Raw genomic sequence first — 12295 nt, 5'->3', positions numbered from 1 at the left:
AGGTGAGACGCCAACAGGACTTTGACAGCAACGAGCCGCCAAACAAGAAATATAGCCGCTTATTTTAACTCTTTTGAGGGGGGCTGGCCGGGCGGGGCGAACAGCTCGGCAAGCCGGAGCCCCCGTATAAGCTGCCCGGTGGCCGTGGCCAGCCGCGTGGCGGGCCGGTGGCGGGCGCTGGCCAGCACCAGGTTGTTGGTGATCGTGGGCGAGCAGATGTCGCACAGGGACAGCTCGTGTTCCGCGGCCGGGCCGCGCGCGGCCGAGCGGGGGAGGATGGCGTAGGCGTCGCCTTGCGCGGCCAGTTCCACGATGGTCTGCACGGCGTCCACCTCGGCCGCTACCTTGAGGCGCACGCCCTGGGCGCGGCATACGCTTTCGACCAGGGTGCGGATGGCGTTGGGCAGGCTGGGCAGCACCAGCGGATAGTCGCCCAGCCGCGCCACCGCCACGCGGGCGGGCAGGGGCGGCTGATGGCCGGCGGCGGCGGCCAGGACCAGGTCTTCGCGGAACAGCGACTCGTAGGCCAGTTGCGGCGACGGCGCGGGATCGTAGAGCAGGGCCAGGTCCACCCGGCCCGCCAGCAGCCACTCGCGCACCTGCGCGCTCAGGCCTTCGGCCACGGCGATGGAGGCGTCGGGAAACTGGCGGCGAAAGGCCTGCACGAGCGGGGGCGTCAGCACGCGCGCGATGCGCGGCGGCAGGCCGACGACAACTTTGCCGGTGGGCGTTTCCCGCAGGGTCTGCAGATCTTCCTTGGCGCGGTCGGCCAGGGTCAGCAGGGCGCGGGCGTGTTCCAGGAAACGCAGGCCGGCCTCGGTGGGCTCGGCCCCGCGGCCGTTGCGGTAGAGCAGGTGCTGGCCCAGTTCCAGCTCCAGCAACCGGACCTGCCGGCTGAGCGTGGGCTGCGCCACGTCCAGCATTTCGGCGGCGCGCGAGAAGCTGCGCCGTTCGGCGACGCGCACAAAGTACTCGATCTGCTTGAGATCCATAAGATATTTAATTTATGTATATCTGAAATCAAAGATATAGCATTGTTGGCCGACCCGCAATCCGGGACCATGACGCTTTTGCCGCAGGAAGCCGCCCGTGCCCGATTGCCGTCCCCCGCTTGCGTCCCCGTCCCGTCCCCGCCACGCGCTGCCGCCTGGCGCCTGCGACACGCATTGCCATGTCTTCGGGCCGGGCGACGTGTTCCCGTACGCGCAGGGCCGGTCGTATACGCCGCCGGACGCGCCCTACGCGAGGATGGCGGCGCTGCATGCGCATCTGGGGGTGGAGCGGGCGGTGGTGGTGCAGGCCAATTGCCATGGCTCGGACCACGCCGCCTTGCTGGACGCGCTGGCGCAAAGCGGCGGCCGCTATCGCGGCGTGGCTTTGCTGGGCGCCGAGGCGACCGAAGCCGGCGTCAGGGCGCTGCACGAGGGCGGCGTGCGCGCGGCCCGCTTCAATTTCGTGCCGCACCTGGGCGGCGCGCCCGACCCCGCCGTCTTCGATCGCGTGGCGACGCTGATCGCGCCGCTGGGCTGGCATCTGTGCCTGCATGTGGACGGGGCGATGCTGCCCGAGCTGCTGCCGCGCCTGCTGGCGTTGCCGGTGCCGTTCGTCGTGGATCACATGGGGCGCCTGAAGGCGGCCGACGGGCTGGAGTCGCCCGCGATGCGGGCCTTGCTGAGCCTGGCCGATGTGCCGCAGGCCTGGGTCAAGGTGTCCGGCATCGACCGCATTGCGTCCGGCCGGCGTCCGTTCGCCGAAGGCATCCCGTTTGTGCGCGCGCTGGTCGAGGCCATGCCGGACCGCGCCTTGTGGGGCACGGACTGGCCGCACCCGAATGTGGCGGGCGACATGCCTGATGACGGCGAATTGGTGGATGCGCTCTTCGAGGCGTGTCCCGATGCCGCGCTGCGCCAGCGCGTGCTGGTGGACAACCCGGCGAGGCTGTACGGATTTCAGTAGTCGCAATGCACCCGGCCGCCGTCCGGCGACGCATGGGCCAACAAGAAAATTCCATTCAACGAGGAGACATCATGTTCAAGAAAATACTGTCGGCGGGCTTGCTGAGCCTGGCCGCCGTGGGCGCCGCGCAGGCGGACGGTCCGGTCCGCCTGATCATCGCTTTCCCGCCGGGCGGCCCGGTGGACCTGGTGGGACGCGTGGTGGCCGAGCAATTGGGCAAGGAGCTCAAGCAGCAGGTCATCGTCGAGAACAAGGCCGGGGCCAACGGCAATATTGCCGCGGCCTATGTGGCCAAGGCGCCCGCCGACGGGTCGGTGCTGTTCTTGACCAGCGTGGGCGCGGTTGCGATCAGCCCGGCGCTGTACAAGGACCTGCCGTACGACCCGGCGCGCGACTTCGCGCCCGTGTCGCGGGTCGTGAACAACGCCACGGTGTTCGTGGTGAATCCGTCCAACCCCGCGGCCGACGCGACCGACTTCGTCAAGAAGTCGCAGGCCGCCACGCAATCCGTGGCCATCGGTTCGTCGGGCATCGGCAGCATCCCGCACCTGACCCTGGAAATGTTCGCCGACGCCAGCAAGGCCAACGTGCTGCATGTGCCGTACAAGGGCGCGGCGCCGGTCATCAACGACGTGATGGGCAACCAGGTGTCGGGCTTTTTCGGCGATGTGCCGGGCCTGATCGGCCACATCCAGGGCGGCAAGCTCAAGCCCCTGGGCATTGCCGCGCCGACCCGCCATCCGCTGCTGCCCGACGTGAAGACGCTGGCCGAGCAGGGCATCGCCGGCGTGGAGTCCAACAACTGGTACGGCATCGTGGCGCCCGCGGCGACGCCCGCCGCCACCGTGGACAAGCTGAACCAGGCCTTGCGCGCCGCGCTGGGCAACGAGGCCGTGCGCGCGCGGCTGGAGAAGTTCGGCGCGCAGGCCGCGCCCAGCAGTCCGCAGGAACTGGCCGCGCTGATCGCGTCCGACCGCGAGAAGTGGACCGCGCTGATCCAGCGCAAGAACATTCGCCCGGAGTGATCATGAGCGCCAGCCGAGTCGCACCCGTAGTGCCTGGCGCCCGCCAGGAACTGGCCACGCTTGAGGCGCGCATCGCCGCCGCGCGGGGCCGGATATCGCCGCTGTACCAGGTGCTGCTGAACAGCCCCGCCGTGGTGGAAGGCTGGGAGGCCATGCTGACCGCCATCCGGCAGAAGACCTCGCTGCCGCCGCGCCTGCGCGAACTGATCATCCTGCGCGTGGCGACGCTGAACAATGCGCCGTATGAGTTCGACGCGCACGTGCCGCACGCGCTGGCGGGCGGCATGCCCCAGGAGGTCATCGACGCCTTGCGCGGCAATCCCGCCCCGGACCAGGTGCAGGGGCTGGCGCCGGGAGAAGCCGAGGTGCTGGCGCTGACCGACGCGATGACGCGCGACATCGAGGTGCCGGACGCGGTGTTCGCGCCGCTGCGCGAGCGCTACGATGACACGCAGCTGGTCGAGCTGGCGGCAACGGTGGGCGCGTACAACATGGTGTCGCGCTTTCTGGTGGCCTTGCGCGTCGGACATTGAAAGGAGATGGCTGTGCGGGAAACGATATTGCTGGTGTCGCTGGGCGAGCGCTTCGATGCGGCGCGCGCGCGGGATCTGGCCGGGCGCCTGACGGACGGCCTGGCAGGCGTGGCGGTCAGCGCGTTCGCCGCGCTGGAAGCCGAGGACACCTATGTGTATGTGAGCGGGGGCAAGGCGCTGCCCGAGATCCGGGCCCGCCTGGCCGAGCTGGCGCCGGGCGCCCATGTCCGGCTGCTGCACCGGACGCTGGATCTGCCCGGGGCGTCCGCCGGGCAGGACGCGCCGTGGCACTACATCGTCGAAACCGATGTGCTGCCCGAAGCAGACGCCGACCTGAATGCCTGGTACGACCAGGAACACCTGCCCGGCTTGGCGTCGGTGCCCGGCACGGTGCGCGCGCAGCGCTATGAATGCCGCGACGAGTCGCCGCGCTACCTGGCCTGCTACGACCTGCAGACGCAGGAGACCTTTGGCAGCCCGCCCTGGCTGGCCGTGCGCGCGAGCGACTGGAGCAGCCGCGTGCGGCCGTCGTTCCGCAATACGCGGCGCACGATGTTCAGGAAGATCCTGTAGCGCCGGCACGCTGGCTTGGGACGGCCCCGCGACAAAAAAGGGCCCGGGCATCGCACGATGCCCGGGCCCTTTTTACGGTGCGCGAGAGATTTACTCGACCTGGCCCAGCAGCAGGAATTCCATCAGCGCCTTCTGCACGTGCAGGCGGTTCTCGGCTTCGTCCCAGACCACGCTCTGCGGGCCGTCGATGACTTCACCGGTGACTTCCTCGCCGCGGTGGGCGGGCAGGCAGTGCATGAACACGGCTTGCGGGTCGGCCGCGGCCATCATTTCGGCGTCCACGCACCAGTCGGCGAACGCCGCGCGGCGCTCTTCGTTTTCCGCTTCGTAGCCCATGCTGGTCCAGACGTCGGTCGTGACCAGGTGCGCGCCTTTGCAGGCTTCCATCGGGTCCTTGAACTGGCGCAGCACCTTGTCCGAGGGCGAGCCGATGCGCGAGGCTTCGAGCTCGTAGCCGGCCGGCGTGGACACGTGCAGCGTGAAGCCGAGCATTTCGGCGGCATGCAGCCACGTGTAGGCCATGTTGTTGGCGTCGCCCACCCAGGCCACCGTCTTGCCGGCGATGGGGCCGCGGTGCTCGATGTAGGTGAAGATGTCCGCCAGGATCTGGCAGGGGTGGAATTCGTTGGTCAGGCCGTTGATCACGGGCACGCGCGAGTGCGAGGCGAAGCGCTCGATGCGGGTCTGCTCGAACGTGCGGATCATGACGATGTCGACCATGCGCGAAATGACGCGCGCGGTGTCTTCGATGGGCTCGGAGCGGCCCAGCTGCGAATCGTTGGAGGTCAGGTTGATGACCGATCCGCCCATCTGGTACATGCCGGCCTCGAAGGAGACGCGGGTGCGGGTGCTGGCCTTCTCGAACACCATCGCCAGCGTGCGGTCGTGCAGCGGCATGTGGGGTTCATAGCGCTTGAACTTTTCCTTGATCAGGCGCGCGCGCTCCAGCACGTAGGCGATCTCGGCGGACGAAAAGTCCTTGAACTGTAGAAAGTGCCGCAACGGGCCGTTTTGAGTCGTGGGAGGAGTCATGGTGATGTCGCAGGTCATTGGGCCCGGCCAGGCTCGTGGCCCGGGCGGGACGTTGATTATGGTTTTTCGGCCAGGAACTGTTGGATGAGCGGAACCAGGATGGAGACGATCTGGTCGGCCTCTTCCTTGGTCAGAATCAGCGGCGGCAGCATGCGGATGACGCGGTCGCGCGTGACGTTGATGAGCAGGCCAGCCTCCATGGCGCGCATGGCAAGGACGCCGCAGGGGCGGGCCAGCTCGATCCCCAGCATCAGGCCGCGGCCGCGGATCTCGGCGACGCCGGGGGTGCCGGCCAACGCGCCGGCCAGCGTATCTTTCAGGTGCTTGCCCACGGTGTGGGCGTTGTCCAGCAGGTGTTCGGATTCCAGGGCGTCCAGCACCGCCAGCCCGGCCGCGCACACCAGCGGGCCGCCGCCAAAGGTGGTGCCGTGGCTGCCGGGGGTGAACACGCCCGCGGCGGGGCCGGCCGCCAGCATCGCGCCGATCGGGACGCCGCCCGCCAGGCCCTTGGCCAGCGTCATGACGTCGGGCACGATGTCCGCCCACTGGTGGGCGAACCATTTGCCGGTGCGGCCGATGCCGGACTGCACTTCGTCGATCATCAGCAGCCAGCCGCGCTCGGTGCACAGGCGGCGCACTTCCTGCAGGTAGGCGATGTCGGATTGGCGGATGCCGCCTTCGCCTTGCAGCACTTCAAGCAGCACGGCGGCGGTGCGCGGTTCGGCGTCGCCGGCGGCGCGCACCGCGTCCAGGTTGTTGTAGGGGACCTGGATGAAGCCGCTGGGCAGGGGCTCGAAGCCCTTGCGCGCCTTGTCGCTGCCGGTGGCCGCCAGCGTGGCCAGCGTGCGGCCATGCCAGGACGAGTCCATGGTGATGATGTGGGCGTGCTGGTTGCCGCGCTGGTAGGCGTAGTAGCGGGCCAGCTTGATGGCCGCTTCGTTGGCCTCGGAGCCGCTGTTGTTGAACGCGACTTCCTGCATGCCGGACAGTTCCGTCAGGCGGGCGGCCAGCGCCGTCTGCTGGGGAACTTCGTAGATGTTCGAGGTATGGATGACGCGCGCGGCCTGCTCGCTGATGGCGGCCACCAGCTTCGGGTGGGCATGGCCCAGGCAGGAAACGCCGATGCCGGCCAGGGCGTCCAGGTACTTGCGGCCCAGGGCATCCCACAGCCATACGCCCTGGCCGTGCGTGAACGACACCGGCAGCCGGGCATAGATGTTGGCCAGAGGCGAGCTCATCGCGGATCCTCCTGGGGGATAACCAAAAAAGCATGCCCTGTTTGCAGCCGCCGATCCGGGGCGAATCGTCTTTCGAAAGAGGGCAAAGGATCAATCATATACAATTCGCGGCGCAGGGCGCATGTTTGATCACGCCGAAGATCCGGCTTTCGTGAAAGGCGCCCTGTAGTGAAAGAACTCATGGCAACTCGCGTCAGACAATTCGTAATTCATGGCGTTACCGAAAGCGGTAGCCGATTCCGCCCCAGCGATTGGGCGGAGCGGCTCGCCGGCGTAATGGCACAGTTCCGGCCCGCCGGCTGTGCTGGTAACCACCTCACTTATTCGCCCTATGTGCTTCCCGTCGTGATCGACGGCGTGCGCGGGATCGTGGTCGACCTTCGCTTGCGCGACCTGGAACCGCTGGCGTACAAGTTCGTGGTGGATTTCGCCCGCGACAACAACCTCAAGACGGAAGAACGCGAAATCTAGGTCTCCTGAACGAAAAAGCGCCCCGACCGGGCGCTTTTCTCATTCGGAGCGACGACGCGCGCCCATCGGGCGGGCCCCGTCCTACGTGCCGTAACGATCCAGGATCTTGCGGATGTCGCGCACGCCCGAACCGTCCGTCGTCAGCAGGGCACGGGCGGTCACGGCTTCAAGGTGGTGCTCCAGCAGGTGCAGCACGTGCTTCTCGTCGCGCGCCCGCAGGCCGGCCACGATCTCCATATGCTCGCTCACCGCGCATTCGCTTGAGTGCGGACGGCCATAAAGCGCCAGGATCAGCGAGCAGCGCGACACGATTTCATTCACGTAGCGCGCATACACCGCATTGCCCGACAGTTCGGCCATCAGGATATGGAATTCGCCCGAGAGCCGGATGGATTCGTTCGTGCTGTTGCGCTTGCGGGCTTCTTCTTCCTGCGCCACGTGCTGCTCCAGACGCGCCAGCCCCGCTTCGGTGATGTGCTGCAGCAGTCGGCGGGCCACGTCGCGCTCCAGGCAGCGGCGCGCTTCGAAGATGTCGTGCGCCTCTTCCAAACTGGGGCGGGCCACCGCGGCGCCGCGATTGGGCCGCAAATCCACCAGCCCTTCGCTGAACAGGCGCGTCAGCACGGCGCGCACAATCGTCCGGCTGACGCCGAAACGTTCTCCGATCACGTCCTCGGGGAGCTTGTCGCCCGGCAGTAGCGCCTGTTCGATGATGGCGCGTCGCAAATTTTTGTATACGATTTCGTTGCGGCTTATGTCTTTCTTGGCGGGCTCATTGGCCGGCGGCGCGAGGGTCTTCATGTTTTTGTTGGCTCCTGTGCATGCGCGTTTTCATTGTATTGGAATATGTCCGGCCGACGGGGGCCGCGCGCATTTGCGGGGTGGGACAGGCATAGTACACCGGCGCTAAGGGTTAGCGATAGCTTGAAGGCAGGTTGGAAGCGGGTACATTGTCGACGTAAATCGTATACAAACATTTATACAAAACCAGATCTATTCGGCCGGTTTGAGCTTTCTGTTTGTATACAAATCTACCGAGGCCTGTTTTCATGTCCGCTGCACCCGACGTCCGCTCCCTTATTCAGCCCGTCTCCCCGGCCTGCCGCCTGCTGGTGGTCAACGGCAACACCACCGCCGCCTTGACCGACAGCCTGGCCAGCCAGGCGCACGCCTTCTTCGGCGCAGCCGCCCATGTCCATGCCGTTACCGCGCCGTTCGGCCCCGCCTATGTCGCCAGCCGGGCGGAAGCGGCCGTTTCCGCCCATGCCGTGCTGGCCACGGTGGAGCGCGAGACGGCGCAGGCGGCGGCGCCGTTCGACGCCTGCGTGCTGGCCTGTTTCGGCGAGCCGGGCATCGGCGCCGTGCGCGAGCGCCTGGACGTGCCCGTGGTGGGCATGGCCGAGGCTTCCATCCTGACCGCGCTGCAGCGCGGCGACCGCTACGCCATCGTCACGGTCGGGCAGCGCTGGCCCGGCATGCTGCGCGAACAGATCCGCCAGCTGGGGCTGGAATCCCGCTGCGCCGGCATCCTCGCCGTGCCCGGCAACGCGCTGGACTACGTGTCCCGTTCGGCCGAGTCGGCGGCCCTGGTCGGCCGCGCGCTGGACGCGGCGGTGGAGCAGGGCGCCGACGTCGTGATCGTGGCCGGGGCCGCGCTGGCGGGCTATCTGCCCAGCCTGCCGAGACTGCCGGCCGTGCCCCTTATCGATTCCTACCGCGCCGCGCTGGCGCAGGCGCAGGCGCTGGCGTCCCTGGAGCGGGCCCAGCGCCTGTCGCTGGGCCGCTGAGCCGCCGCCGGACCCGTTTGCCTTCACCACCGCGCCGGGCCCGATCCCGGCGGATTCATACCAATAGACAAGGGAGAGTTGCAGCCATGAAGAGTTTGTTCAGATGGACCCTGGGCGCCGCGATCGCGCTGTCGGCTATGACCGCGGCATCCGCCGCCAACACGCTGAAATGGGGCGCCGCGCGCGACCTGGATTCGCTGGACCCGTATTCCTACGGCAGCACCTTCAACCTGGCGTTCCTGAACCATGTGTATGAGGCGCTGATCCGCTACGACGACAAATTCAACATCACGCCCGCGCTGGCGGAGTCGTGGGAGAACACGTCGCCGACGGTGCTGCGCTTTCGCCTGCGGCAAGGCGTGAAGTTCCACAACGGCGCGCCGTTCACGGCGGACGACGTGGTGGCGTCCATGACCCGCGTATCGGACGAGGCATCGCCGCTGAAGGGCAACCTGCCCGCCTTCAAGGCCGTGCGCAAGGTCGACGACTACACGGTCGACATCGAGATGACGCATCCCTATCCGCTGATGCTCAACGACCTGACCAACATCTTCATCTTCAACCGCCAGTGGCTGGTGGACAACAACAGCACCAAGCCCACCGACGCCGCCAAGAAGATAGAAGGCTATGCCACGCACAACGCCAACGGCACCGGCCCCTTCAAAGTCGAGTCGTACCGGCCGGACACGCGCACCGTGCTGGTCGTGAACCCCGGCTGGTGGGACAAGCCCCGCCACAACCTGGACCGCATCGAGTTCACGCCGATTGCCTCGGCGCCGACCCGGGTGGCGGCCCTGCTGTCGGGCGACATCAATTTCACCGAGAACGCGCCGCTGCAGGACCTGGACCGCCTGCGCGCCGCGCCCAACGTGAAGGTGCTGGCGGCGACGGAGCTGCGCACGCTCTACTTCGGCTTCAACCTGGGCGATAAGCTCGTGGGCTCCAACATCGCCGACAAGAATCCGCTGAAGGATCTGCGGGTGCGCCAGGCGCTGTACATGGCCCTGTCGCCGGATTTGCTGCAAAAGCGCGTGATGCGCGGGCTGTCGCGCACCACGGGCGCGCTGGTGGCCCCGTCCATTCCCGGCTACGAGGCCCGCCAGGAAGAGCGCCTGCCCTTCGATGCGGCCAAGGCCAAGAAGCTGCTGGCCGACGCCGGCTACCCCGACGGCTTCACCTTGTCGCTGCTGTGCTCCAACGACATGTTCGTCAACGAGGAAGAGCTCTGCCAGGCCGCCGCCTCCATGTGGGCGCGCATCGGCGTGAAGGCGTCGCTGGCCAGCGGCCCGCGGTCCCTGCAGAACCCCAAGCGGTCGCGCGGCGAGTTCGACATCACCATCCACGGCTGGGCCAACGAGCCGCAGATCGACGCGTTGTCCATCCTGCTGCAGGTGATGCACAGCCGCACCGGCCCGGCCGGCGTCTTCAACTGGGGGCAATGGGGCGACGCGGCGCTGGACGCCAGGATCGATGCAGCGGCGGCCGAGATGGACCGGGACAAGCGCATCCAGATGATGGCCGGCGTCCTGCAGACCCTGCATCACGACGTGCGTTTCCTGCCGCTGCATCAGCAGCCCATGGCCTGGGCCGTGGGCGCCAAGGTGGGCGAGGTGCTGCAGATGCCGGACAACAAGGCCCGCCTGTGGAACGTGCGCATGCAGTGATGCGCGCGGTGTTGCGTGGATTGCCGCGCCCGTCGCGGGCGCGGCGGTCCTGGGTCTGGTGGTGTCTGAAGGGAGCCGCACATGCTGGCGTTCATTGTTAGACGGGTCTTCAACGCGGTTGGCGTCATGCTGGCGGTGGCGTTGCTGGCATTCGTGATTTTCCGTTTCGTCGGCGACCCCGTCGACATGATGCTCAACGAACAGGCCTCGCAGACGCAGCGCGACGAGTTGCGCGAGCGGCTGGGGCTCAATGCCTCGGTGGGCATGCAGTTCGTGCACTTCGTCGCCAACGCGGCGCAGGGCGAATTCGGTATTTCTTACCGCAACCAGCAGGATGTGTTCTCGCTGGTGGCCGAGCGCTTTCCGGCCACGTTCGAGCTGGTCCTGATGGCGACGCTGCTGTCGCTCGTCATCGGCGTGCCGCTGGGCGTGCTGACCGCCATCTACCGCAAGTCCCGCCTCGCGCAGGCCCTGCAGTTCGTGTCCATCCTGGGCATTTCGCTGCCCAGCTTCGTGGTGGGGATCATGCTGATCCTGATCTTCTCGGTGCAGCTGGGCTGGCTGCCCGGCTTTGGCCGCGGCGAGACGGTGAAGATCGGCGGCTGGTCCACGGGGCTGCTGACGCCGTCGGGGCGCGCGGCGCTGGTGCTGCCGTCCATCACGCTGGCGCTGTTCCAGATCACCCTGATCATGCGTCTGGTGCGCGCCGAGATGCTGGAGACGCTGCGCACCGAGTTCATCAAGTTTGCCCGCGCGCGCGGCCTGCCCGACCGGGTGGTGCATTTCCGCCTGGCGCTGCGCAATTGCCTGATGCCCGTCATCACCGTGACCGGCATGCAGATCGGCAACCTGATCGCGTTTGCGCTGATCACCGAAACAGTCTTCCAGTGGCCGGGCATGGGGCTGCTGTTCATTCAATCGGTCATGTTCGTGGATATTCCCGTCATGGCCGCCTACCTGGTGATCGTGTCCTTCATCTTCGTGGCGCTCAACACGCTGGTGGACATGATGTACGGCGTGGTGGATCCGCGCCTGCGCAGCCAGCACGTCAAAGGAGGCGCCAATGCTCACTAAACCCTTTTCCGGGACGGGCCAGAGCCGCGTCGCCCGCTTCCTGCGCAGCGACCTGTGGTGGAGCCTGCGGCAGGACTACGTGGCGATGGGGGCGGGCGTCGTGCTGATCGCGGTGGCGCTGCTGGCGGTGTTCGCTCCCTGGATCGCGCCGCAGAACCCCTACGACCTGGCGCAGCTGGATCTTCTTAACGCCGAGCTGCCGCCGGCCTGGGAGGCCGGGTCCGACCCGCAGTTCCTGCTGGGCACCGACACGCAGGGCCGCGACGTCTGGTCCGCCATTCTGTATGGCTCGCGCATGTCGCTGGTGATCGGGCTGGCGACGGTGGTGCTGTCCCTGGCGATCGGACTGCTGGTCGGGCTGGCGGCGGGCTACTTCGGCGGCTGGATCGACAACGCGCTGATGCGGGTGGGCGATACCTTGCTGAGCATCCCGACCATCCTGGTCGCCATCCTGGTGACGGCGGTGTTTCGCCAGATCCTGCCGCCCGACCTGCGGGAAACCTTGTCAGCGGTGATCCTGATCCTGGCCATCTCCATGACCAACTGGGTGCAGTACGCCCGGACCGTGCGGGCCTCGGCGCTGGTGGAGCGCGGCAAGGAGTACGTCCAGGCGGCGCGGCTGATCCGGGTCGGTTCCCTGCGCATCATGCTGACCCACATCCTGCCCAACACGCTGACGCCCGTCATGGTGACCGCCACGCTGAACCTGGGGCTGGCCATCCTGATCGAGGCCACCCTCAGTTTCCTGGGCGTGGGCATGCCGCCCACGGAGCCCTCGCTGGGCACCTTGATCCGCCTGGGCAACCAGTTCCTGTTTTCGGGGCAGTGGTGGGTGGTGGTCTTTCCCGCGCTGTACCTGAGCCTGATCGTGCTGGTGGTGAACCTGCTGGGCGACTGGCTGCGCGATGCCCTGAACCCCCGCCTGCGCTGAGCGCGGCCCGA

Annotated in this window: 13 protein-coding genes; 9 read left to right on the top strand and 4 right to left on the bottom strand. The window is 67.4% G+C overall.

Annotated elements, in window-relative coordinates:
• Nucleotides 1-59 precede the first annotated feature (59 nt).
• A complete protein-coding gene (locus ACFWP0_RS08880; protein WP_377841310.1) occupies nt 60-992 on the bottom strand; it encodes a LysR substrate-binding domain-containing protein in 933 nt (310 codons plus the stop codon).
• A 97-nt stretch (nt 993-1089) separates the two neighbouring features.
• Between ACFWP0_RS08880 and ACFWP0_RS08875 the strand changes: the two genes are divergently transcribed.
• From ACFWP0_RS08875 to ACFWP0_RS08860, 4 genes are all read left to right on the top strand, one after another.
• The gene (locus ACFWP0_RS08875) at nt 1090-1956 is read left to right on the top strand and encodes an amidohydrolase family protein (protein WP_377841308.1); all 867 of its coding nucleotides are present in this window, start codon (nt 1090-1092) and stop codon (nt 1954-1956) included.
• Between the two features lie 71 nt (nt 1957-2027).
• Complete coding sequence (locus ACFWP0_RS08870) at nt 2028-2981, top strand: Bug family tripartite tricarboxylate transporter substrate binding protein (protein ID WP_377841307.1); 954 nt, start codon at nt 2028-2030, stop codon at nt 2979-2981.
• Nucleotides 2982-2983: 2 nt separating this feature from the next.
• Complete coding sequence (locus ACFWP0_RS08865; protein ID WP_377841305.1) at nt 2984-3514, top strand: carboxymuconolactone decarboxylase family protein; 531 nt, start codon at nt 2984-2986, stop codon at nt 3512-3514.
• A gap of 12 nt (nt 3515-3526) precedes the next feature.
• Complete coding sequence (locus ACFWP0_RS08860) at nt 3527-4087, top strand: hypothetical protein (protein ID WP_377841304.1); 561 nt, start codon at nt 3527-3529, stop codon at nt 4085-4087.
• 90 nt (nt 4088-4177) lie between these two features.
• Here the strand turns inward: ACFWP0_RS08860 and argF are convergent, their stop codons facing one another.
• Nucleotides 4178-5119, bottom strand: coding sequence for an ornithine carbamoyltransferase (gene argF / locus ACFWP0_RS08855; protein WP_377841302.1), 942 nt, complete (start codon nt 5117-5119; stop codon nt 4178-4180).
• Between the two features lie 56 nt (nt 5120-5175).
• On the bottom strand, nt 5176-6357 hold the full coding sequence (locus ACFWP0_RS08850; RefSeq protein WP_377841300.1) for an aspartate aminotransferase family protein: 1182 nt from the start codon (nt 6355-6357) through the stop codon (nt 5176-5178).
• Nucleotides 6358-6537: 180 nt separating this feature from the next.
• Between ACFWP0_RS08850 and ACFWP0_RS08845 the strand changes: the two genes are divergently transcribed.
• Nucleotides 6538-6828, top strand: coding sequence for a DUF3579 domain-containing protein (locus tag ACFWP0_RS08845; protein WP_013392635.1), 291 nt, complete (start codon nt 6538-6540; stop codon nt 6826-6828).
• Between the two features lie 81 nt (nt 6829-6909).
• On the opposite strand, the gene ACFWP0_RS08840 is transcribed toward ACFWP0_RS08845, so the two are convergent.
• The gene (locus ACFWP0_RS08840; protein WP_377841298.1) at nt 6910-7629 is read right to left on the bottom strand and encodes a GntR family transcriptional regulator; all 720 of its coding nucleotides are present in this window, start codon (nt 7627-7629) and stop codon (nt 6910-6912) included.
• 248 nt (nt 7630-7877) lie between these two features.
• Here ACFWP0_RS08840 and ACFWP0_RS08835 point away from each other — a divergent pair, with 248 nt between their 5' ends.
• From ACFWP0_RS08835 to ACFWP0_RS08820, 4 genes are all read left to right on the top strand, one after another.
• Nucleotides 7878-8615 (top strand): aspartate/glutamate racemase family protein, encoded by a 738-nt coding sequence (locus tag ACFWP0_RS08835; protein ID WP_377841296.1) that lies wholly within the window; start codon nt 7878-7880, stop codon nt 8613-8615.
• 86 nt (nt 8616-8701) lie between these two features.
• Nucleotides 8702-10279, top strand: coding sequence for an ABC transporter substrate-binding protein (locus ACFWP0_RS08830; RefSeq protein ID WP_377841295.1), 1578 nt, complete (start codon nt 8702-8704; stop codon nt 10277-10279).
• Nucleotides 10280-10360: 81 nt separating this feature from the next.
• Nucleotides 10361-11353 (top strand): ABC transporter permease, encoded by a 993-nt coding sequence (locus ACFWP0_RS08825; RefSeq protein WP_377841293.1) that lies wholly within the window; start codon nt 10361-10363, stop codon nt 11351-11353.
• Nucleotides 11343-12284, top strand: a complete 942-nt coding sequence (locus ACFWP0_RS08820; protein ID WP_377841292.1) for an ABC transporter permease — start codon at nt 11343-11345, stop codon at nt 12282-12284. Before ACFWP0_RS08825 ends, ACFWP0_RS08820 begins: the two co-directional genes overlap by 11 nt.
• Nucleotides 12285-12295 lie beyond the last annotated feature (11 nt).

Source organism: Achromobacter sp. NPDC058515 (assembly GCF_042721735.1).
Lineage (GTDB): Bacteria > Pseudomonadota > Gammaproteobacteria > Burkholderiales > Burkholderiaceae_B > Achromobacter.
This window is presented reverse-complemented; position numbering and strand designations above follow the sequence as displayed.

Excerpts from the sequence above, each read along its gene's own strand:
- ACFWP0_RS08880 (WP_377841310.1), bottom strand. The coding sequence starts at position 992 with ATGGATCTCAAGCAGATCGAGTACTTTGTGCGCGTCGCCGAACGGCGC.
- ACFWP0_RS08870 (WP_377841307.1), top strand. The coding sequence starts at position 2,028 with ATGTTCAAGAAAATACTGTCGGCGGGCTTGCTGAGCCTGGCCGCCGTG.
- ACFWP0_RS08865 (WP_377841305.1), top strand. The coding sequence starts at position 2,984 with ATGAGCGCCAGCCGAGTCGCACCCGTAGTGCCTGGCGCCCGCCAGGAA.
- argF (WP_377841302.1), bottom strand. The coding sequence starts at position 5,119 with ATGACTCCTCCCACGACTCAAAACGGCCCGTTGCGGCACTTTCTACAG.
- ACFWP0_RS08850 (WP_377841300.1), bottom strand. The coding sequence starts at position 6,357 with ATGAGCTCGCCTCTGGCCAACATCTATGCCCGGCTGCCGGTGTCGTTC.
- ACFWP0_RS08845 (WP_013392635.1), top strand. The coding sequence starts at position 6,538 with ATGGCAACTCGCGTCAGACAATTCGTAATTCATGGCGTTACCGAAAGC.
- ACFWP0_RS08840 (WP_377841298.1), bottom strand. The coding sequence starts at position 7,629 with ATGAAGACCCTCGCGCCGCCGGCCAATGAGCCCGCCAAGAAAGACATA.
- ACFWP0_RS08835 (WP_377841296.1), top strand. The coding sequence starts at position 7,878 with ATGTCCGCTGCACCCGACGTCCGCTCCCTTATTCAGCCCGTCTCCCCG.
- ACFWP0_RS08830 (WP_377841295.1), top strand. The coding sequence starts at position 8,702 with ATGAAGAGTTTGTTCAGATGGACCCTGGGCGCCGCGATCGCGCTGTCG.
- ACFWP0_RS08825 (WP_377841293.1), top strand. The coding sequence starts at position 10,361 with ATGCTGGCGTTCATTGTTAGACGGGTCTTCAACGCGGTTGGCGTCATG.
- ACFWP0_RS08820 (WP_377841292.1), top strand. The coding sequence starts at position 11,343 with ATGCTCACTAAACCCTTTTCCGGGACGGGCCAGAGCCGCGTCGCCCGC.